The 22,896-nt window shown below is 33.2% G+C and carries 22 protein-coding genes; 14 read left to right on the top strand and 8 right to left on the bottom strand.

Annotated elements, in window-relative coordinates; genetic code table 11:
- Positions 1–55 precede the first annotated feature (55 nt).
- From ACEN92_RS10210 to ACEN92_RS10235, 6 genes are all read left to right on the top strand, one after another.
- Positions 56–1,015: an ion channel gene (locus tag ACEN92_RS10210; protein ID WP_495642249.1), complete on the top strand. Its 960-nt coding sequence runs from the start codon at positions 56–58 to the stop codon at positions 1,013–1,015.
- Positions 1,016–1,088: 73 nt separating this feature from the next.
- The gene (locus tag ACEN92_RS10215) at positions 1,089–1,988 is read left to right on the top strand and encodes a MerR family transcriptional regulator (RefSeq protein ID WP_495642337.1); all 900 of its coding nucleotides are present in this window, start codon (positions 1,089–1,091) and stop codon (positions 1,986–1,988) included.
- Positions 1,989–2,024: 36 nt separating this feature from the next.
- Positions 2,025–3,491 (top strand): bifunctional phytoene desaturase/3,4-desaturase, encoded by a 1,467-nt coding sequence (gene crtID, locus ACEN92_RS10220; RefSeq protein WP_495642250.1) that lies wholly within the window; start codon positions 2,025–2,027, stop codon positions 3,489–3,491.
- Positions 3,492–3,494: 3 nt separating this feature from the next.
- Positions 3,495–4,334 carry a phytoene/squalene synthase family protein gene (locus tag ACEN92_RS10225; RefSeq protein WP_495642251.1) on the top strand — a complete coding sequence of 280 codons (840 nt, stop codon included), beginning with the start codon at positions 3,495–3,497 and terminating at the stop codon, positions 4,332–4,334.
- Between the two features lie 16 nt (positions 4,335–4,350).
- Positions 4,351–4,791: a sterol desaturase family protein gene (locus ACEN92_RS10230; protein WP_495642252.1), complete on the top strand. Its 441-nt coding sequence runs from the start codon at positions 4,351–4,353 to the stop codon at positions 4,789–4,791.
- 307 nt (positions 4,792–5,098) lie between these two features.
- Positions 5,099–6,394, top strand: coding sequence for a cryptochrome/photolyase family protein (locus tag ACEN92_RS10235; RefSeq protein ID WP_495642253.1), 1,296 nt, complete (start codon positions 5,099–5,101; stop codon positions 6,392–6,394).
- 257 nt (positions 6,395–6,651) lie between these two features.
- On the opposite strand, the gene ACEN92_RS10240 is transcribed toward ACEN92_RS10235, so the two are convergent.
- Positions 6,652–7,956: an ABC1 kinase family protein gene (locus tag ACEN92_RS10240; RefSeq protein WP_495642254.1), complete on the bottom strand. Its 1,305-nt coding sequence runs from the start codon at positions 7,954–7,956 to the stop codon at positions 6,652–6,654.
- On the bottom strand, positions 7,953–8,615 hold the full coding sequence (locus ACEN92_RS10245; RefSeq protein ID WP_495642255.1) for a TetR family transcriptional regulator C-terminal domain-containing protein: 663 nt from the start codon (positions 8,613–8,615) through the stop codon (positions 7,953–7,955). Before ACEN92_RS10245 ends, ACEN92_RS10240 begins: the two co-directional genes overlap by 4 nt.
- A gap of 98 nt (positions 8,616–8,713) precedes the next feature.
- Between ACEN92_RS10245 and ACEN92_RS10250 the strand changes: the two genes are divergently transcribed.
- Entirely contained in the window at positions 8,714–9,625 is a 912-nt protein-coding gene (locus ACEN92_RS10250; protein ID WP_495642256.1) for a TIGR01777 family oxidoreductase, read from the top strand.
- Between the two features lie 12 nt (positions 9,626–9,637).
- On the opposite strand, the gene ACEN92_RS10255 is transcribed toward ACEN92_RS10250, so the two are convergent.
- The 4 genes from ACEN92_RS10255 to ACEN92_RS10270 form a co-directional block, all read right to left on the bottom strand.
- Entirely contained in the window at positions 9,638–10,207 is a 570-nt protein-coding gene (locus ACEN92_RS10255; RefSeq protein ID WP_495642257.1) for a YceI family protein, read from the bottom strand.
- A 225-nt stretch (positions 10,208–10,432) separates the two neighbouring features.
- The gene (locus tag ACEN92_RS10260; protein ID WP_495642258.1) at positions 10,433–10,825 is read right to left on the bottom strand and encodes a VOC family protein; all 393 of its coding nucleotides are present in this window, start codon (positions 10,823–10,825) and stop codon (positions 10,433–10,435) included.
- A 32-nt stretch (positions 10,826–10,857) separates the two neighbouring features.
- The gene (locus tag ACEN92_RS10265) at positions 10,858–11,412 is read right to left on the bottom strand and encodes an acyl-CoA thioesterase (RefSeq protein WP_495642259.1); all 555 of its coding nucleotides are present in this window, start codon (positions 11,410–11,412) and stop codon (positions 10,858–10,860) included.
- Between the two features lie 46 nt (positions 11,413–11,458).
- Positions 11,459–12,820, bottom strand: coding sequence for a DNA recombination protein RmuC (locus ACEN92_RS10270; RefSeq protein ID WP_495642260.1), 1,362 nt, complete (start codon positions 12,818–12,820; stop codon positions 11,459–11,461).
- A gap of 187 nt (positions 12,821–13,007) precedes the next feature.
- Between ACEN92_RS10270 and ACEN92_RS10275 the strand changes: the two genes are divergently transcribed.
- The 5 genes from ACEN92_RS10275 (at position 13,008) to ACEN92_RS10295 (ending at position 17,485) form a co-directional block, all read left to right on the top strand.
- On the top strand, positions 13,008–13,886 hold the full coding sequence (locus ACEN92_RS10275) for a protease complex subunit PrcB family protein (protein ID WP_495642261.1): 879 nt from the start codon (positions 13,008–13,010) through the stop codon (positions 13,884–13,886).
- 4 nt (positions 13,887–13,890) lie between these two features.
- The gene (locus ACEN92_RS10280; protein WP_495642262.1) at positions 13,891–14,289 is read left to right on the top strand and encodes a hypothetical protein; all 399 of its coding nucleotides are present in this window, start codon (positions 13,891–13,893) and stop codon (positions 14,287–14,289) included.
- A 126-nt stretch (positions 14,290–14,415) separates the two neighbouring features.
- Positions 14,416–14,895 (top strand): RNA polymerase sigma factor, encoded by a 480-nt coding sequence (locus tag ACEN92_RS10285; protein WP_495642338.1) that lies wholly within the window; start codon positions 14,416–14,418, stop codon positions 14,893–14,895.
- On the top strand, positions 14,892–16,913 hold the full coding sequence (locus ACEN92_RS10290) for a hypothetical protein (RefSeq protein ID WP_495642263.1): 2,022 nt from the start codon (positions 14,892–14,894) through the stop codon (positions 16,911–16,913). Before ACEN92_RS10285 ends, ACEN92_RS10290 begins: the two co-directional genes overlap by 4 nt.
- 44 nt (positions 16,914–16,957) lie before the next feature.
- The gene (locus tag ACEN92_RS10295) at positions 16,958–17,485 is read left to right on the top strand and encodes a MepB family protein (protein ID WP_495642264.1); all 528 of its coding nucleotides are present in this window, start codon (positions 16,958–16,960) and stop codon (positions 17,483–17,485) included.
- Positions 17,486–17,551: 66 nt separating this feature from the next.
- On the opposite strand, the gene ACEN92_RS10300 is transcribed toward ACEN92_RS10295, so the two are convergent.
- Positions 17,552–20,962, bottom strand: a complete 3,411-nt coding sequence (locus ACEN92_RS10300) for a choice-of-anchor J domain-containing protein (RefSeq protein WP_495642265.1) — start codon at positions 20,960–20,962, stop codon at positions 17,552–17,554.
- Between the two features lie 321 nt (positions 20,963–21,283).
- Entirely contained in the window at positions 21,284–21,652 is a 369-nt protein-coding gene (locus ACEN92_RS10305) for a hypothetical protein (RefSeq protein WP_495642266.1), read from the bottom strand.
- Positions 21,653–21,792: 140 nt separating this feature from the next.
- Here ACEN92_RS10305 and ACEN92_RS10310 point away from each other — a divergent pair, with 140 nt between their 5' ends.
- Complete coding sequence (locus ACEN92_RS10310; protein ID WP_495642267.1) at positions 21,793–22,374, top strand: pseudouridine synthase; 582 nt, start codon at positions 21,793–21,795, stop codon at positions 22,372–22,374.
- A gap of 49 nt (positions 22,375–22,423) precedes the next feature.
- On the top strand, positions 22,424–22,879 hold the full coding sequence (locus ACEN92_RS10315) for a tRNA (cytidine(34)-2'-O)-methyltransferase (protein ID WP_495642268.1): 456 nt from the start codon (positions 22,424–22,426) through the stop codon (positions 22,877–22,879).
- The last annotated feature ends 17 nt before the right edge of the window (positions 22,880–22,896 follow it).

Below are 22,896 nucleotides of genomic sequence, written 5' to 3' on the forward strand. Positions count from 1 at the left end.
ATGGAGTTGTTTATCCTAAAAAGATATTCTTAAATTTGTTTAAAAGCAAAAATCAATGGCACTTCTGAGAAATGTAAATACAAAAGCAAAAGACGATAAAAATTCAGGTTTTGGAACCAATGCAAACAGCTATGGCGGGAGATTTGTAAACAAAGACGGAACTCCTAATATCGAAAAAAGAGGGATGCATCTCTTACAGCGAATTAGTTGGTATCATACCATGCTTGATATGCCCAACTGGAAGTTCATGCTTATCTTATTTACATTTTATATTGTAATCAATTTTATTTTTGCACTTATTTATTATGCAATCGGTATTGAGCATCTTGATGGAATAGCCCGGTCACAAAGCGTATTAACGCAATTTGGACAGGCTTATTTTTTTAGTGCACAAACATTTACCACCGTTGGTTACGGACATATAAGCCCAACCGGTTTTTTAACCAGTGCACTTTCAGCAGCAGAAGCTTTAATTGGTCTTTTAAGTTTTGCAATTGCAACAGGTTTATTTTTTGGAAGATTCAGCAAACCAACAGCTTTTTTAAAATTCTCCCATAATGCTTTAATAGCTCCTTACGAAAATAAGAAAGGACTGATGATTAGGCTGGCTCCCTTTAAAAACACCAATTTTACTGATGCCAAAGCAAAAATGACACTGGGTATGAGTATAGAGGAGAACGGAAAATTGACTAACAAATTTTATAATTTAGAACTGGAATTAGATCGGGTTAATGCCCTTTCGTTAAGCTGGACATTAGTTCACCCCATTACCGAAAACAGCCCTTTATATAATTTTACAGAAGAAGATTTCAACAAAACCCATGGTGAAATTTTAGTATTTATCACCACTTTTGATGATCTGTTCAGTAATACAGTTGCTGCAAGAACATCTTATACATTTAATGAAATTATATACGGAGCCAAATTTAAAACGATGTACAATAGAAGTAAAGACGGATCTAAAACAATTCTGCATTTGGATTTGTTAAACAAATTTGATCCATACACTTTCTAAAACTCATGATTTTAACTAGTTTAAAAGTAATTTCAGATTTTATTCTATTTTTACTTATTACACAATAACAAAAATAATGAACGACATAAAGACGGTTTTCAGTATAAAAGATCTTGAAAACCTATCCGGAATAAAAGCACATACTATTCGCATTTGGGAAAAAAGATATAACGTTCTTGAACCTATGCGAACAGACACCAACATTAGAATGTATAATTTATCCAGTTTACAAAAACTATTAAATATTACATTACTTCATGAATATGGTTATAAAATATCTAAAATCGCCACCTTTTCAGAAGAGAAAATCCCCGAATTAGTCCGTGAAATTATTTCTAAGAAAAATTCACAGAATTATGCCATTAGTTCCTTTAAAATGGCCATGATGAATTTTGACCAGGAAACCTTTTTTAAAACTTTTGACTGGCTGATTGCTGAAAAATCATTTAAAGAAGTTTTTAAGGAAAATTTTCTTCCTTTATTGAAAGAATTGGGATTATTATGGCAATCTCAAACCATAAGCCCTGCAAATGAGCATTTTATGAGCCATTTGATTAAGCAAAAAATATTAATTTATACAGAAGGCCTCCAGGTTTTAAAACCGACTAAAACCCATAAAATATTTGTCCTTTCTTTACCGTTAAATGAAATTCATCAAATAGGGTTACTCTATCTTCAATACGAAATTTTATTACAAGGCTACAAAACTATCTACCTTGGTGAAAGTATGCCTATCGAAAACCTGGAAGATCTTACCAGACATTTCAATACAATAACATTTGTCTCCTTCATGACTATCCAGCCGGACCGTAGTATTATTAACCAATATGTAAAAACAATGGAGCAAAAATTACTTTTAAAAAACAATGAAATTTGGCTCATGGGAAAAATGACAGAACATATTGACCGCCAAAAATTATCTCAAAGAACTTTTATTTTTGACTCAATCGAGGAAACACTTAATAAAATATAATTTTTTGTTTAAAGTTTTTGTACATTTGTTAAACAAATGAAAAAAACTATCGCAATAATAGGATCAGGCTTTTCAGCTTTAGCAGCATCCTGCTACCTGGCACAGCATGGCCATAAAGTTACTGTCTACGAAAAAAATGATTCTATTGGCGGCAGGGCAAGGCAGTTCAGTAAAAATGGCTTTACCTTCGACATGGGGCCTAGCTGGTACTGGATGCCTGATGTTTTTGAGCTTTTCTTTCAGGATTTCAATAAAAAAACATCTGATTATTACGAACTCATAAAACTAGATCCCGCTTATCGGGTTTATTTTGGCGTTGATGATTTTATCAGCATCTTCGATAATTTAGAAAAGATAAAAGCCACTTTTGAAAGTATTGAGGAAGGAAGCGGTAAAAAACTCGAAAACTTCATCAATCACGCAAAAAGCAATTATGATATTGCTATCAAAGATTTGGTATATCGCCCTGGGATTTCTCCACTGGAATTAATTACTCCAAAAACAGTTCTAAAACTAAATCAGTTTTTAAACACCGTTAGCAGTGACATTAGGAAGAATTTCAAAAACGAAAGATTAATTCAGATTCTGGAATTTCCTGTCTTGTTCCTCGGAGCAAAACCCTCCAAAACACCTTCTTTTTATAATTTCATGAATTATGCCGATTTTGGCTTAGGCACCTGGCACCCTAAAGCCGGGATGTTTGATGTCGTTCGCGGTATCGAAAAACTAGCAGTGGAACTTGGAGTTACAATTAAAACCAACTCATCAATTGAAAAAATAGTTGTAGAAAACAAAACGGCAGCCGGAATTGTAATAAATGGTGAATTTATTGGGGCTGATATTGTTTTAAGTGGTGCCGATTACCAACATACCGAAACTTTACTGGATGAAAAACATCGTGTATATTCAGAAAAATATTGGGAAAGCCGTGTTTTCGCACCTTCATCCCTTCTGTTTTTTGTCGGTTTTGATAAAAAAATAGAAAACATTTCACATCATGCCCTCTTTTTTGATGTGGATTTTAATAAGCATGCCTCAGCTATTTATGATGAGCCAAAATGGCCCGAAGCTCCTTTATTTTATGCCAACTTCCCATCAAAAACAGATAAAACCGCAGCTCCGGAAGGAATGGAAAGTGGCTTTTTCCTCATTCCGTTAGCGCCGGGAATAAATGATACTGAAGCACTTAGAGAATCCTATTTCGAAAAAATAATCACTCGTTTTGAACTGCTTACACAACAAAGAATTAAAAATAATATTATATTTAAGAGATCATTCTGCAAAAACGATTTTGTAACCGATTATAATGCTTATAAAGGAAATGCGTACGGAATGGCAAATACTTTATTGCAGACCGCTTTTTTAAGACCAAAACTAAAAAGCAAAAAAATTCGTAATTTATATTTCACAGGTCAATTGACCGTTCCCGGCCCTGGTGTTCCTCCTGCTTTAATTTCAGGAAAATTGGTTGCTGAGTTAATTCAAAAATCACTTACATCTTAAAAAATGAAATCACTATTCGATACCGTGTCTTTCAAATGCAGTAAGCTAATTACACAAAATTACAGCACCTCATTTTCCCTGGCGGTCAAAATGTTGTCGCCCGGCATCCGTGATGCCATTTACAGCATATATGGATTTGTACGTTTCGCAGATGAAATTGTCGATTCATTTCATGGCTATGACAAAGAAAATCTTATCAATGATTTCGAAAAAGAATATTACAAAGCTATGGAAATAGGAATCAGCCTCAACCCTATCCTCAACTCCTTTCAGCATACCGTAAAACACTATAATATTACCGACGACCTGGTTCAGGCCTTTTTAAAAAGCATGAAACTCGATTTGGTAAAATCAACTTACAATACACAAACCGAATATGAAGATTACATTTACGGGTCGGCTGATGTTGTTGGCTTAATGTGTCTGAAGGTTTTTGTAAACGGAAAAAACGAAAAGTATGAGCAGCTAAAACTCGAAGCCATGCGATTAGGATCCGCTTTTCAAAAAGTGAATTTCTTGCGGGATTTAAAAGATGATAATCTGGTTTTAAACCGAAATTATTTTCCGGGTGTTGATCTGAATACTTTTGATGAAAATTCGAAAACAGCAATCATAAACGAAATTGAAGAAGATTTCAGGATCGCTTATCAGGGAATTGTAAAACTCCCAATCGAAGCTAAATTTGGTGTTTATACTGCTTTTATTTATTACAAAAAGTTATTAAAGAAGCTAAAAAAAACACCCAGCAATCAAATTGGAAATTCCAGAATCAGGGTTTCAAATTATACTAAAGCGGGACTTTTAGCACAATCTTTTGTGACTTATAAATTAAAATTAGTCTAAAAAATTATTCAAAACAATGATTTCATTTTTAATCTTTTTAGGAGTTTTTGTATTCATGGAGTGTGTCACCTGGCTTACCCACAAGTACATTATGCATGGACTAATGTGGTATTTTCATGCTGATCACCACCAGCCGAAATACGAACATACTTTTGAACGTAACGATATTTTCTTTGTCATTTTCGCTATTCCGAGTATTGTTCTGTTTTATTTTGGTGTTCAGTACGATTTCAATTATTTGTTTTTCATTGCCTGTGGCGTTACGTTTTACGGAATGTGTTATTTTTTAATTCATGATGTCCTGATTCATCAACGGTTTAAATGGTTCAAAAACACCAAAAACAAATACCTGATCGGTCTTAGAAAAGCACATAAAATTCACCATAAGCACTTAGGAAAAGAACATGGAGAATGCTTCGGAATGTTGTTCGTACCTTTCAAATATTATAAAATGTAGTATAATTTGGGCGTTACCCGCAAAAAAAGCGGGTCAGGTTTTACGTTCCCGCTTTTTTTTCTCTGGTAAAACCAGATATAAAAAGAGCTCCACTTCAACCCCTAACGCAAGCATATCTCAAGAACTATCGCAATAATTGATATATGAAATTATATAAAATAGAAGCCGTACAACATATAAATACGAATAGTTTGTCATTCCGTAGGAATCTCAGCTTCAAAAAACCTAAGCCTTAGATTCCTACGGAATGACAAAATGGTGTATAAATCTGAACATTAAAATAATTTCGTCAAGTTGAAATAAAATCATGGCAAAACAAAAAGTTACCTTTTTCTGGTTTAGACGTGACCTGCGTTTAGACGATAATATTGGATTATTTCATGCTTTACAGTCTAATTTTCCTGTGATTCCATTATTCATTTTTGATGAAGATATCTTGGACAATCTTCCAAAAAACGATGCAAGAGTAAGTTTTATATACGATTCACTCGAAAAAATAAACGAAGAGCTTAATAGTATTGATACTTCTATTTTAATTAAAAAAGGAAAAACAGCTGAGGTCTGGAAATCACTTTTAACCGAATTTGATATTCAGAAAGTTTTCTTCAATAAAGATTACGAACCTTACGCCATAAAACGCGATCAGGAAATTGCTGCATTATTAAACCAAAATAATATTGAGTCTTCCTCATACAAAGATCATGTGATTTTTGAAGAAAAGGAAATCACAAAATCCGACGGGCTTCCTTACACGATTTATACACCTTATAAAAACAAATGGCTGGAGAAATATCATCTTTCTGGAACTATTCCTGAATATAATACAAAACCATACTTCTTGAATTTTGCTAAAAATCAATTCCCATTTCCGAAATTATCTGAAACAGGTTTTGAAAGAAGTATAATAAAAGTACTTCCGCATAATTTAACCCAAATTGCAAATTATAAAGAAACAAGGGATTTTCCGGCTTTGGACAGCACATCTTATCTTTCACCGCATTTGCGTTTTGGAACCGTTAGTATTCGTAAACTGGTCAATTGGGCAAACCGAAAAAATCAGACTTTCCTAAGCGAATTGATTTGGCGCGAATTCTTTATTCAGATTCTGTTTAGCTTTCCTAAAGTAATCGATCATAATTTCAAATCAGCTTACGATGGAATTCAATGGCGAAATAACGAAGACGATTTTAAACGCTGGTGCTCCGGAACTACAGGTTACCCAATGGTCGATGCGGGAATGCGTCAGCTGAATGAAACGGGTTATATGCACAATCGCGTCCGAATGGTAGTTGCTAGTTTTTTGTGCAAACATTTATTGATTAACTGGCAATGGGGCGAAGCTTATTTTGCAGAGAAATTACTTGATTTTGAATTGGCCTCCAACGTAGGCAACTGGCAATGGGCTGCAGGAACCGGCTGTGACGCTGCACCTTATTTCAGGGTTTTTAATCCTGAAATCCAACAGAAAAAATTTGATGAAAAAGGAATTTACATCCGCAAATGGATTCCCGAATTTGATTTGGGTTATAACGAACCGATGATTGATCATGCTTTTGCGAGAGATCGTGCTATTGCGGTTTATAAGGCTGGAATTTTGAAATAATAACCAATAAAAATAAGTGTCAGTCTGAGTCCGTTCGTCTTCGCTCAGAATAAACTTAGTCGAAGACCTTTTGTCCCTTGAAGCCCTCCGACTCCGCTCAGGGTGACAACTGATTATATTAAGCTCTTATAAAAACAACAGCCCTAGCCCAGATGGAAACGGCATCCTTTTGTGGTCCCGTTTCCAAAAAAGGGACCACAAAAGATACAGTGAACAGCTGGACACGAGCGATAGCGAACTGACGAAGTAAACAGCTCCTAATACTTAAGATAATTGGTTACTGCAATTTTTGCTTTCAGATCAAACATTAAATTATACAGACCAAAGAAAGTTCTATTCATGTAAATAAAATGTTTAGAACCGCGGTTCCCGTTCATTTTCTTGAGATTGGTATCATTTGAGAAACGTTCTCCCAATTTAGCAATGCTGTCGAAAAATGTTTCATCGGCAAAATCGAAAGTGTCATTTTGGAAAGGTTTTGTAAAAAGCGATAATAAATCATGAAACATCTCGGTAAAATATTCGATTTCTGATGGCGAATCATCTTTGCGGAGAATCTCTAATTCGAATAATTTTTCACTGAAAAGTGCCTGATCTGTAATCACATTTTTATTGATTAATTCAAAATAAGGTGTGTAAAATTCTTCCGGAATTTGTTTCATACATCCAAAATCAAGTGCAATTAAGTGATTTTTATCGTCTACCAAAAAGTTCCCGGGATGTGGGTCTGCATGTACTTTTCGCAGAACGTGAATTTGATACATATAAAAGTCCCAAAGTGCCTGACCAATTTTATCTCCAACTTCCTGATCTGTATTTTTAGCCGTAAACTCAGAAAGATGAATTCCGGTCATCCAGTCCATTGTGATAATTTTCTCTGAAGAAAACTCAGGATAGTAATTCGGAAAAAGTATGTTTTCGATTTTACTGCAGGCCTCAACGACTTCCTGACTTTGTTTCAGTTCCAGTAAATAATTGGTTTCTTCGATGAGTTTATCCTCGACTTCCTTAAAATATTTATCAGAATCTTTTCCCTGCAGGTTAAACATTCTGATTGCGATTGGTTTTACCAAAGCCAGATCAGAAGAAATACTGTTTGCAACTCCGGGATACTGAATTTTAACTGCCAGTTTTTTATTGTCTTTTACTGCCAGATGTACCTGGCCAATACTTGCTGCATTTACCGAATTGGCATTGAATTCGTCGAAAATTTCATAAGGTGTTTTCCCAAAATTGGTTTTGAATGTTTTTAAAACCAAAGGCGCAGAAAGTGGCGGAACAGAAAATTGAGACAACGAAAATTTCTCAACATACGCCTGAGGCAGAAAATTCTTGTCCATGCTGAGCATTTGGGCTACTTTAAGGGCACTTCCTTTTAGGCTTTTTAGTCCGTCGTAAATGTCTTCGGCATTATTTTCGTTTAATTTATCACGGGTCAAATCAGAATTTACCATTTTTTCGGCATAATGCTTAATATAGTTTACTCCTATTTTTGCACCGGTTTGGACCAATTTACCGGCTCTTTCTATTTTTGACGTTGGTATATAATCGATTGTTTTCATTGTTTGCTGTATATCTTTTCTTTAAAAAGGAATTTCCCTAAATCTATAAGATGATTAATTGGTGCCACATTCATTAATTCGAATGAAGCGTTAACTGATTTTTCGATAAAAATATCTGTTTTTTCAAAAGCTGGCGAAGCATCATCCATCCAGAATTTTATGGTCATCATCAATTGCATCCAAGCAGTTTCCTGTATGCCTTTTTCCTGGAATTTTTGAAGTTTTTCCTGCTCAATTCTGTAATCATCGGTCAGAATTTCAGAAACATATTCTTTAAAGCTATTTCTTAGCAATGTAAGCTGTGCTAAATTTTTAAGAGGATTTCTGTCAAGTTTAAGCGATTGTAAAACATAACTTCTGTTCGCCGTTAAAACTTCGAAGAATGTAAAATAAAAGCTCAGCATCTTATTTTTCATATCATACTCCTGATAATCTGTATTTTTGTGCAATAAATCAACTGTATTTGTAAAAAAGAGCCTGAATATTTCTTTTTCCAGACCTTCCAGAGTTCCAAAAAAGGTATAAAATTCAGTTTCAGTAAAATCATTTTCTTTTGCAAAATGATAAACTGATTTTGGCTTTTCCCCTTTCTCTAAAACCTGATTCATATAGGTTGAAACGATATCTTCTTTACTGAGTATCTTCTTTTGAGCATCCATTTCTTTTAAATTTAGAATTGACCTTAAAGGTAAGCAATGTTTAAGTATCTTTACTTATACCTAAACAAGATGTGCTGTTAAATATATTATAAACTATCATGGCTAAAAATGTTTTACTCACGGGAGGATCAGGATTTATTGGAAGATATTTAACCAAAATTTTAATTGACAATGGTTTTTCAGTATCTGTATTAAGCCGTTCCGATAAAAAAAGCACTGATTTGATCACCTTTTACAAATGGGATTTAGACCATCATTATATTGATGAAGTGGCTGTCTTAAAAGCAGATTATATTATCCATCTGGCCGGTGAAGGAATTGTTGAGAAAAGCTGGACTGCAAAACGTAAAAAAGCAATTTTAGAAAGCCGCATAAAACCAATTGACCTGATTTATGAAGTTTTGAAAAACAACAACAAACATTTAGATGCTTTTATTTCTGCTTCGGCTGTAGGGATTTATGGAGCCGTAACCAATGAAAAAATCTGTACAGAAGAATCACCTGCTGAAAATGATTTCCTGGGCATTACGTGCCAAAAATGGGAAGCTGCATCTGATAAAATCACAGCACTCGGCATTCGGACCGTAAAAATAAGAACCGGAATTGTTTTAGGGAAAAAAGAAGGTTTTCTGAAAAAATTAAGCCCTGGTTTTAAAGTCGGTTTTGGTGTTGTTTTAGGATCAGGGAAACAATATCTCCCATGGATACATATTGAAGATTTATGCCATATATATCTAAAGGCAATTCAGGATGAACAAATAAATGGTAATTATAATGCAACTGTTTTAGACAACACCACAAATGGCACATTCTCTAAAACACTTGCAAATTTATATGGGTATACTATCTGGCTGCCAAAAATACCTGCTTTCGTTCTGAAATTGTTTTTAGGCGAAATGAGCCAGGTAGTGTTAAATGGACAAAGAGTCTCATCTGAAAAAATCAAACAAAAAGGTTTTAAATTCCGATTCGAAAATTTACAAACGGCGCTTTCAGATTGCTTATCTTAAAATATTTAATCTTTATTTTGAAGTCACCAGAATTAATTCATCATTACCTACGATTGCACTTAATTCTGTATTAACTGTTTTTGAAATTTTCAAAGCTACCCTGTTTGGAATTTCAATATCAAAATCAGATACGGAAATTGGAAAATCAGAAATGATTTGGATTCCTCCATTTACTTTTTTCAATAAAGCCTTCACCACTATTTCTTTGGATTTGCCATGTATAGTTAATTTTCCTTTGATCAGAAATTCTTTTTCAATTTCATCAATGTTCTTCAAATCGAATTTTGCGATTTTACCTTTAAAAACAGCTTTGGGATATCTATGGCTTTCCAGATAATTTTCATTAAAATGTTCTTTCATCAGATCCAGCTTAAACCGAAAATCTTTGATGATGACAGTACATAAAAATGTACTTGTCTTAGGGTCCAAAACAATCGCAACCGATCTGTTGACTGCTGTAATTTCTTCAAAAAACGGCACAGATGCTTCAAAATTTATTACTCCGTTGGCAGTAGTAAATTTTTCCTGAGGAAACATAGTGTAAGCAAAAAATAATAAAATAAATAAGGTAGTTGTTTTCATAATCGTCAGCAATTAAACAATTATGTCATTCGGTTTTTAATTTTTAAGAAGTAGAGAAAAACAGAACTTGATCAAGTGAAAAATCGAATGGCGTACTCCGTGAAATATAGTAACCAATTCTATACACCTAAAGTTACAAAATTTTCTGACATTTAGTTGCTTTCTTATGATAAATATTTGTGAAATTTTTGAATTATTACTTGCCTCTTTAAAATATTTTACAAATTATTCCATTTTTGTACAAATCTCTATTAAAAATCCATTCAGATCTCTGATATAGGCAACAATTTGTCCCCAGGGTTTTTGAGTTGGTTCTGTTACTAATACTGCTCCAAAACAAGTTGCCTTTTGCACCGTTTCCGGTACATCATCGGTTATGAAGCCTAATTCAATTGCAAAAGGCTTATTGTTTAAATTGCTTTCAATAAAACCTTCTTTTAAGTTTTGTCCAGCCAATTTCTTAGATGCAAACGAAATTGTAGTTTCACCGGTACTTAATTCACCATAATCACTCTCAGGTGTTATAAACTTTCTTGAAAATCCAAATGCGTTTTCATAAAATGCAATCGATTCTTCAACATTTTCTACATATAAAATTGTGTATCCGAATTTTACCATTTTCTTTCTTTTAAATTATTTTCACAATAAGCTTATCCAATTTCCAATAATACGTTATACTTGTCCAAACTCGCCAGGTCTTCTATCGAATTTACTTTGGCTTCTTTCGCATGTTCTTCTATTTCTTTTTTGGTTTCAATTTGTTTGATACATTTTCTAAAACGTCGTACTTCATCCAAATTGGTTAAAATTAATCCGGGAACCTGAACGCTTTTACCTTCTTTATCTTTGGCAACCATCGTAAAATAAGAGGAATTACAATGTTTGACTGCTCCCGTCTGAATGTTTTCTGACTCAACACGAATACCTACAATCATAGAACTGCGGCCTACATAATTTACAGATGCTTTCATAGTAACTAATTCGCCAACTTCGATAGGTTTTAAAAAATTCACTGTATCAACTGAAGCTGTAACGCAATAGTTTCCACAAAATTTTGAAGCACAGGCAAAAGCAATTTGATCCAGTAATTGCAAAACATATCCACCATGAATTTTTCCGCTAAAATTGGTATGCGATGGTAGCATTAATTCTGAAATACTTATTTTCGATGAAGCAACGGGTTTAAAATCTGCAGTTATATTCATATTTATACTATAATTAAAATCGGTTTGGATTATTTTAGTTTAAGGATTAATCTTCGTCTGTATCTGAAGCTCTGGCAATAATATTTTCAGGAAGGGATTTTTTAGCTTTGGCACCCATTTTCTTTAGCTTTTCTACACTTGATATCAGATTTCCTCTGCCATCAACCAATTTGCTCATTGCATTTTCGTATTCGGTTTTTGTATCTTTGATTTTATTTCCAATTTTCACCAAATCGGTTACAAAACCTTCAAATTTATCGTATAACGCACCCGCCTGACGTGCAATTTCAAAAGCATTTTCCTGTTGTTTCTGATTGGCCCACATACTGTCAATAGTACGTAAAGTAGCCAGTAAAGTAGTTGGGGTAACAATAACAATATTTCTCGAAAAGGCTTTATTGTACAAAGTAGAATCTTCGTTTAGTGCAATAGCAAAAGCAGGTTCTATAGGTATAAAAAGTAACACAAAATCAGGGCTTTCTATTTGATATAAATCGTGATAGTTTTTACTTCCGAGCTGTTCAACATGTCTTTTAATAGATACTACATGTTCTTTTAGAAATTCATTTTTAAGGTTTTCGTCTTCTTCATTTATCCATTTTTCATAAGCCGTTAATGAAACTTTCGAATCTACAATCATCTTTTTTCCATCCGGCAAATTGATTACCACATCCGGAAATACGCGATTCCCATCAGTATTGGTAAAACTCTGCTGTACTTCATATTCTCTTCCTTTCTCTAAACCTGATTTTTCCAGCACACGCTCTAATACCAATTCTCCCCAATTACCCTGCATTTTATTGTCACCTTTTAAAGCTTTGGTCAGGTTTAAAGTCTCTTTGCTCATTTGAATATTCATCTCACTCAAACCTATTATTTGCTGACGCAGTGCGGCATGATAATCGATACTTTCTTTATGGGTCTGTTCTACTTTTTGCTCAAAACCCTGAATTTTATCCTGCAGAGGCAACAGGATATTTTTCATATTAATACTATTTTGTTCGGTGAATTTTGCTGATTTTTCTTCGAGAATTTTATTCGCCAGGTTTTCAAATTCTTTGGTAAATTTTTCCTGCAGCTCAGTTATTTCGTTTTTCTGTTCTTTATGGCGCTCCCATAAATTCTCAAAATCGACTTCTTTTTTGGAGAGCTGAATGGCCAGGCTATCTTTTTCTGTCCGAATATTTTCTTTTTCTGAATTTATTAAAGACAGCTGCTTTTCTAAACTGCTTTTTACATTTTCAAATTGTTCTTTTTGCAATTGAAACTGTTTTTCAGCACCATTTAATTTTTCGTTCAGACTTACTCTTTCTGATTGGAATCCAGCAGAAAATAACAATTTACCCAAGAAAACTCCTAAGACCAAGGCAATAATAAAAACCAACAAAATCGAAAGAAAATCAGACATAGACACGTTAATTTTTAAGTAAAAGTACGCAATAATACGTAGTTCGTAAATTTTAAAATTAAAATTTCACTAATTATCTGCAATCCTAAATTAAACAAACAATTTTCGAAATATTAAAATAAATACTTTTTTACGCAACCATTTATTAATAGCAACATCTATTAAATATAACCTATAAAAAAAAAATATGAAAAAGTTAATATTAAGCTTACTGATAGCTTTTGGATTCAGCGCCTGTTCACTAAACGATGATATAGCTACAGATAATTGTGGAGATTATGTGAATGTTCCTTTTACAGGTTTTCCTCTTTCATGTAATTATACTGTTAAACAACTTCCACTCAATCCAACTGCGGTTGTAGCAAGTACACAAGAAAAAATGGATTCGTATTTTACGAAACATGCTAATAGCTGCCCAAATCCAAGTGATCCTAATATCGATTTCACAAAAAATTATTTAGTTGGAATCTTTGCAGGTCAAAAATCAACAAGCGGATATAGTATAAAAATGACTTCGATTGTTGAAAATAGTTGTCAAATCGTTATTAATTTCTACGAAAGCGGCCCACAACCCGGAGAAGCGATTACTCAAACCCCAACGTATCCTTCTGATTTTATTTTGATTCCTAAAACAACAAAACCGATCTATTTTAATAAGACGACCGAAAGTTCGGATAATATCATAATTGGAAGTTTTTCCGGTCAATGTACTGGCGCTGAGTGCCAACAGTTTTACCAGATAAATGACTACAATATTCTGAAATTTTTAAATGTTGTTTCCGGAAGTTATGAGTTTGGTCAATATAAATATACTGCCACAATAAAAAGGGGTGAGTATACGTTGTTCCTGAAAAATGTCCCAAACGAAATTTTAAACTTAAAAGGCCAAACGAAAACTTATGGAACGCCGGATTCAGCTGGTCAGGGAGGTGTTTATTTTGAATTACATCAAGGTGCCTACACTACAAAAATTTATATCGACAATAACGATACAGCCGATCAAAGTGCAGAAATCAAAGTTTTCAAAAAAGCCATTAAGGATAAAATTATAACCTTAAAAAATTAAAATTATGAAAAAAAAACTATTGTTTTTGATTGCATTCGGTATTTTCACAACGGCTTATTCTTTAGAACTCTTTAAGAACGAAACCAACCAGATTATTGATACATGGATCTGGGAAAAATCGATTGGCGGAGAAAATAACCCTTATACGTCTACACCAAAAACAATTGGTTTTACTAAAAAAATAGTTTTTACCCCTGATGGAAGAATCATCACTTATAAAGATGATGTTGAGATTCGAAATAATACCTATGAAATCACAAGAGGAATTAGTGTTTTTGATCAATTAGTACATGATCTTGTAACTTTTGAAGGCAAAACGTACATCATAGAAAACATTGACAATCAAAGCTTAACATTATTAAGCAATGATTCTGAAGGTGTACGAACTATTTATAAAAAGTAGTTTAAACATTTAAAAAGAGCTATTTTTACCAATCAAAACAACCCCCCATTTTTGAAAGACGATTTAGACATATATATAAAATTATGTATACAAAATGACAGAGCAGGACAACTGAAAATATATCAGTTGTTCTCTCCTGTTTTGTATGGCATTTGTTTAAAATATATGAAAAATGAAGACGATGCCAAAGATGTTTTTCAAGAAGCTTTTATCATTGCTTTTCAAAAAATTTATCAATATAAATTTGAAGGCAGTTTTGAAGGATGGCTTAAACGGATTTTTATCAATAAACTAATTGAAACATTAAACAAGAAGAAAAAAGAAAATTTCTTTTTGGATGTTTTTGACCCTGATACCGATTTTATAGAAGAAGAGGAATTAGTAGAAACTATTCCGATACCCAAAGAAAAATTGCTTGAATATATCAGGGATTTACCGGATCAATACCGGATGGTTTTTAACTTATATGTTTTTGAAAAAATGAAACACAAAGAAATTGCTGCAATGCTCAAAATTTCTGAAGGAACTTCAAAATCAAATTTAAACAGAGCCAAACAAATTTTACAAAAAAGAATTTTGAGTATTAAAAATTTTAAAACAGCATGAAAAAGCAAAATATAGAAGATATTTTTTCATCAATAGAAAACTTTTCGAGTGTTCCGCCGCCCGAATTATGGGATAATATTGAAGAAAAATTACATCCTCGTAAAAAGAAAAAAGCAACCATAATCTGGTGGGCACTTGCGGCCAGTCTTTTGATTGGCTTGTCAATTCCGTCTGTTTTATATTTTAATTCAAATACTCAGGATTCAAATTCATTACAAAACAATTCGGTTGTTATACAGGAAAAAAGCGGTAATCCTGAAAAAAACGAGACGATTTCTACAAGCAAAAATAATTCACAAAAAAACACAAAACTTAATAAAGTCCAGGAAACAGCTATCGTTTCATCTGAAACAGAAAATTCGACCCAGTCAAAAAGTAAGAACAACATTTTAAACCAAAATGCTGTCCCTAATAATACTTTGAATCAAAAAAACGATGATTTGAAATCAAAAACGCATTCAAAACAAAACACAGTTGTTAATGTTGCTTCAAAACAGGATAAAAGCCAGAAAGTAAAAACATATCGCATTCAAAACCCGAATTCAAACCAGTATTCAGGTACGAGCTCATATGATGAAAATGTAGTTTCAAAAAACAACGTAACAAACAATGCTACAATAGCTTCAAATTCAAAAAGTAAGGAAGATGTAAATATTTCTGTGGAAAAAGAAACTTTAAGTAATAATCCTGTAATTATTTCAAATTCAATTTCAAAAAATAATAAAAATACAATCAGCCAATACGAAACGAAATCAAAAAATAATATTACAAAGAATGTCTCACCAGCTGAAAAGGCTGTTATTATTGATTCAAAAAACAATTCGCAGAAAGCTTTAATAAAAGACAAAACTGTCGTCGGCAATTCAAACAACAATATAAAATCTGATGTTTTACCAATAGAAAAGACAGTTGTTGTAGATTCAAAAAGTGGTTTACCATCAACTTCCATAAAGGATAAAGCGGTCGCTGACAACTCAAAAGGCAATACAAAATCTGACATTTGGCCAACAGAAAAAACTAATATTTTCGATTCAAAAAATGATTCACCAAAAAATTCAATAAAAGGCAAAGCTATTGCCGGCAATTTAAACAACAATACAAAATCTGATGTTTCACCAACAGAAAAAGCCATTGTTATTGGTTCAAAAAACAATTCACCGGAAAATTCAATTCAAAATAAAGCTATCGCCAGTAATCCAAAATCTGACGTTTTATTGACCGGGCAAGATTCTATTCAGCTGGCAGTATTACAAAATTTAGAAAAAGCCATAGCAGAAGGAAAATCTCCAAAAGAAGAAGAGCCAAAATCTGCTGCTTTAAATACAGAAAAATGGTCCTTGGAAGTTTTTGCAGGAGTTGCTAATTCTGAAAATCTCAAAAAAGAAAAGACTTTGGGTAATGTTAATGAGTCTAAGCAGACAAATGCATACGGAATAAAAACAAATTACAAACTAAATAAAAAATGGACTGTAAGTTCCGGCTTAAAAATAAATGAATTAGGACAGAGTATTGCTAATGTTAGCTATATGGATATAAACAATACAGTAGGTTTATTATCTTCAAGTGATTATTTGATTAAAAATGTAACTACTATTTCTCAAATTACAAATAATTCAAATTACGTATTTGTTACAACGAATGCTAAAAATTCTTTGAAAAGTGATAATTTCCAAACAGGTAATATTGATCAAAGTTTAAAATATATCGAAATACCACTTGAGGTATCTTATGCTATTTTTAATAGAAACAAAACCAGTATCAGTTTAAATACCGGTGGAGTTGTTGGTAAATTAATTTCAAACAATGTATATTTGGATGGCACTTCAATAGGTTCTAATTCTAATGCCAGCGATTTTATTTATGGCTCTTTGCTTAGCAGCACTTTGCAATATCGCATATACAAAAAAACACATATTTTTGTTGAACCCGGTATGAATTACTATATCAATCCATTAAATAATCAATCTTTCAATCAATTTCAATGGGCTTTTAATTTTGGACTGAATGTCTCGTTTTAAGTGGTAACTTTCCGCTCTTAAACTTTGAATAAAGATAACAAAACATGATTATTGATACCTGGAATTCTTTAGAATCAATTCCTGATGACTTAAACCTGGCAAAAGAACTGGTTTATAACAGCTGTAATTTAAAATGTACAGTTCCCGAAGCTGAAGCTGAAAGTGCTGATTATAGTGCATACCGTTTTAAGATTAATGATAAATGGGTTTGTTACAGGGAAGCAAAAATTACTCCAACAAAAACAGGTCAATTTGTTACTTTATGGAAACGCAATATCTCAGGAGTTATTGAACCCTTTGATTTTTCGGATGCAATAGATTTTGTAATTATTAGTGTTCGAAAAGAAAAGAATTTTGGGCAATTTATCTTTCCAAAAGAGGTATTATTGAAAAAAGGAATCTTTTCGACTGAAACCACAGAAGGCAAAAGAGCTACCAGGGTTTATGCTCCATGGGATATCACAAATAGCAGACAAGCCCAAAAAACACAGCTTTGGCAATTGGATTATTTTTTAGATATATCAAAAGATGAAGCTATTGATTTAAGAGTCAAAAAATTACTGGATAACTAATATACTTTTATTAGGTAAAAAAGGCAGTTCGAATTGAACTGCCTTTTTATACTATTTATTTTCTGCTTATTTCTTTATGATCTTATCTCTAAAAACAACTTTGTTATTTTCGGTTAAAGTATAAATATAGATACCAGTTTTAAGATAACTTACAGGAACAGCAGTATCATTTTGCTGCCCGCCAGTAATTCCAATAGGATTTCCGACTAGACGACCGCTGATATCATAAATTCTTAATTTCAGATTCTTCTCTGTGTTACTTTTGACAAAAACATTCATAACATCTGTTACAGGATTAGGATAGGTTCTTACGACAAATCCGTTTGTTTCAAAATCAATTGTAGCCAGATTATCTTCTTTCAATTCAAAACGGGCAATAACCGGTCCGTGATCAGATGTTGTGGTGGTATAATTGGCAATATCGGTACGCGGATCATATACAGCAATAGAATTTGCAATATATTCATCTGTCAATTCATTAGAAATAACAATATGATCTAAAAACCCTGTGGAACTTAAATAACTATAAGCACCAGCCTGACTAATACCCAAAGTAAGTGCATTGTAATTACTGGTATCATTAACAAATGATTCGTAAGATGAAGGATTCGGCGTAATAACAGATGCTTTTACATCATCATTAAAATCTCCCAAAATCATCAAATTTGAATTTGGATAATAAACATCTAAACTATCTTTTAATAACTGTGCATCATATTTACGCATATTGTATTTGGATATATCAGATCCGCTATTGGCGCGTGCATGAAGATCAATCAAATTCACCAGTTTTTTTACTCCGCCAATATTGGTTTCTATTTGTACCATATAAGACAAACGCCCTGATGAAAAGAAGCTGTCATCATTACCCGGATAATTTGGTAAAGTCTTTGTATTTGCACGTACCTCATCATATAAGTCCTTAAACATTACGCGGGTACTTTTTACAGTAGTGGTTTGTGTATTGTAAAGTACAACTAATTTTTGAGGAGGGAAATTAGGATCGGGTGCATTAAAAGAATACGACCAAGATGTCGAAATTGTTTTATCGAATGTTTTACCGTTTATATTTAATTTCTGAATTAAAAGATCAATCGAAGGATCATCAGACACTTCCTGAACTACATAAACATCAGCGTTTAATTTGTTCATTACTTTTGCTACGTTATCAATTTGAAGGGCATCATCAGTTGGGCCAAATTCTACGTTATCAGTACCTTTTACATCAGAGCCAAAAAACTCCAAATTATAGGTTACAACATCAAAAGTATCTGCTTTTGGTAAAGACGAACCTGTCAAATTTCCAATTTGTTTATTCAAAGAAGTTGCGGTTACGGTTAATGCTCCGGAAATAGTTAATGTTTTTACAGAAGGTGTAAATCTTGCGTAAATTGTTTTTCCGGCTGAAGCATCTGCAGTATTTACAAGCACATTGGACTGAAATGAAATATTATCTAAAGAAACCTGGTAATCTGCAGGAGCTGTAATAGTAATATCATTATATCCATTTGCCTTGAAAACAAAAGACTGACTGACAGAAATAGTATTTGGACTTACCTCTCCAAAATCTAAATTAGGGCTCGAAGCTACATATCCTGATTCATTTGTAATAGCAATATCATCCAGTGACCATTCTGCAGCATTATTACTTCCTCCTGCCGTAGTTTCATACACCCAGGCTAAGTATGTATGACTGGTTTTGTATGCGCTCAGATCTATATATTGTGATGGTTTGTAAGTCCCTGTTTCTACAGGAAAATCACCGTTTAATTCTGTCCATGTAGCAGTTTCCGGATTACTCTTACCATCATAATCAACAGAAACCATTAATTTTAAACCCGGACCTGCATAAAATTTACGTGAATAAAAAGACAGCAATGGGAATTGACTAAAATTATCCAAACGCAATTTTGGTGATATTAACCAATCTTTACTGGCTCCGCTATCAGAATAGCCATTCATAAGAACTGCACCAGTTCCGGTATTCACATTTCTTGCAGTCGCAGTATACCCCCATTTATTAATATTTCCGGCTACATCATACTGAGTCCACCCACTATTTGTTAAAACATTTGCATCATTAAAACCTTGCACATATGGATTAATTCCTACTCCGGTAAGGGTAACAATTTTACTTGTTGCACCAGTTGATTCATGTGTAATTTGACCCGAAAAATTAGTTACTGCATTTGGAGTAAACTTCACATAAACTGTTGGAGTTGCATTTGCTGCAAAATCAGACACATTAAATAACAAAGAAGATCCAAAAGTGCTGTTGTCTTTCGAAATTGTAAAATTAGCTGAAGCAGTTACAGCAACATTATCCGTAAGATTTGTTCCCTGAATTTGGTAACTTAAACTTTCCGAATCATAATTTGCTTCTGAAAATCCTAAATCAAGTGACGTACTTGTTGTAGATAAAGACGGAACTAGAACACTTGAAGTTATAACATCAACTTTATTTACAACTGATTGTATATTACCATGAGTGTCTTCGGAAATTGAGAAAACCGAATACGCAGTATTAAGACTTAATCCGGTAAAACTTTTTACATATATCTGGGATTCATCGGTAATATCCAAAATTCCTGATTGTAAGGCAGCTGTTCCGTTTGCATCAAGACCTGCTTTTATCTGAGTTGAACTTGGCGTAGCATTTCCGGAAGGCAATAATACATAATAAGTTTTTCCTGGTTCATCTAATTTATTAGAAAAATCAAAGCTTTGGGATAAAATATTATCTGCTTTTGGATAACCCGCTCCACTTATTGGAGCGGTAACATCGCTTCGAATATCAATATTATCAATTGCAAAAGATGGTCGGGAACCTGCACCCGAAACTTGTCTGGAAATCCATCTTATTTGAACTACAGGCTGATTCTCACATTCCGCCGGTAATGTAACCTTTATTGTTTTTAGATTTTGAGGAGTCGTAACTGCCGTTATTTGTTTTGTATCATTATTAGAATATGCTGTTGGCAATAAAGAGGTAAAAGCAGTACTCGTACCTACTCTATATTGCAGGACCATTTCGTTAATACGGGTATTAGTGGTAGTTGGTGGTATATCATATGGATTACGAATTGTCATGGCATCATATTGAACCTGAATTGCTGTTTGACCTACGGTTGAGAATGCAAAACCTATAGTCAAATCAAGAGAGCCATTATTTAGAAAGCCAATTTTTCCATCATAATTATGAAGATTACCACTAGTTGTAGCAGCTGTACTACTGGCAATTAATGCTCTGTCAGCTACTATAACTGCATTAGTATTAAATGTTGCGCCTGGTGATGTACTTGCTGTCCAGCCCTGAAATCCTGCCGGATAAGTTGTCACTGTTGCAGCAAACGAAAAATTCTGTGTATAAGGCAAAGTTTGGGGAGTAGGCATAGTCTGCGCAAAAAGATTCACAGAAAAGCAATAAAAAAAACTTAAAAATGCCAATAAATGACGTGTAGCGTAAATGTTTTTCATAGTTTAAAAAATAGGATTTTTAGTGGCTAAATTTATATCCTTTAAAGTTAAGAGAATATTATAAAACCATGAATATATTAAATTACATTTTATAAACATTTCTCAACAAAAACATCAAGATCGACAAATTATTTGAAGTATTGTTAAGCATAGCTTAGTTTATACGAGATTAATGTGGTTTTAAAATTTTCAATAACTATTATTCTTTTTAACAGGAAAAAGATTAATATAAATTTATACGTAATGACAAATGAAAACCTTGGACTACAATAAACTATCTTAAGTAGGGATAAATCTTATATTTAAAAATAAATAACTAATTCATTCATCTAATTTCATATTACCTCGGTCTTCATGATTATCCGGATGAGAATTAGGATATCGATTTGGGGTGATATCCGAGTTTCTGTCTTTATTCTCAATCGTTTTTTTTACCTCTTCTTCAGTCGAAACTCCACGATTTGAATTTTCACTATCAGTTTGTTTTTGACTTGAGGCTTCTTTAATTTTCTCATTTTCATTTCGTGCTCTCTCGACAACTTCTTTATTTCCATCAGCATTTGTTACGACTTCTTTTTTTAGTTTTGGCACATCAGATTCTGCTTCATGAGAAACATTTTTACCTTTTGAATCCTCTATATTTTTTTGCACTCCATTTATCTTTTTAGCTCCTAAATTATTAGTTTCCATATCTTTATTTTTAAATTCTTATCATAATATTACGAATTTTAAAACTGAAACTTCAGTCCTTTAACATAGCTTTTGGATAATAAAACAACCCTTCTTTCAATAATAATCAAACAAAACTATCTTTGCATAAAAAATTCAGCATGCACCAACATTTTATTCTTTTTAAACCTTACGGCTATCTGAGCCAGTTTATATATGAATTAAAAAGAAAGAAAAAGCTTTTGGGAGAATTATATAATTTCCCGGAAGGTACAATGGCTATTGGCCGTCTGGATGAAGATTCTGAAGGATTACTTTTGCTTACTACCGACGGAAAAGTAAGCGAGCAAGTAAGGAGCAAGAAAGTCGATAAAGAATATTATGTACAAGTTGACGGCATTATAACTCAGGAAGCTGTCGAGCAATTGCAAAATGGTGTTGAAATTGGTTTTGATGGAGGAAAGTATAAAACCAGACCCTGCTCTGCTTTTATTGTTACTGAAATTCCTGATTTTGGACCAAGAGCCAAAAAAATCAGAGACGAACGTCATGGACCTACTTCCTGGGCTTCGATTACGGTAAATGAAGGAAAGTTTCGCCAGGTTCGAAAAATGACTGCTGCTGTTGGTTTTCCAACCTTGCGATTGGTTCGTGTTCGAATAGGAAATGTATATTTGCAAAACCTGAAAGCCGGCGAAGTTATCGAAGTCGCCGATTTTAAATTAGATAATGAGTCAATTTGATAATTAGATCATTTCCCTAAGTCTTTTAATCTTTTAATTTTAAAAAATAATGCTAAACGTTGTTCTTGTAGAACCGGAAATTCCAAATAATACCGGAAATATTGGACGCTTATGTGTGGGTACAGAAAGCCGGTTACATCTAATTCATCCTTTTGGATTTGTGATTAATGATAAAAACCTGAAACGCTCGGGTTTGGATTATTGGGTCCATCTTGAGGTAACTGAATATGCTAATATTGAGGAATGGATAAAACAAATTCCCGATCAGTCACGAGTATTTTTAATGAGTTCACATGCAGAAAAATCATATTTAGAAACAGATTTTCAGGATGGTGACTGGTTGGTTTTCGGAAAAGAAAGTGTTGGCTTAAGCAAAGAAGTTCTGGCTCTTTTTGAAAACCATTTAACGATTCCGATGTCCAAATTAATCAGAAGTTTTAATATCGCGAATTCTGTTGCTTTTGTGATTGGAGAAGCGAAGAGACAGATTGGATTGAAAATTTAATCGTTTATTCCTGCAAG

It is taken from the genome of Flavobacterium sp. Flavsp81, from assembly GCF_059491325.1.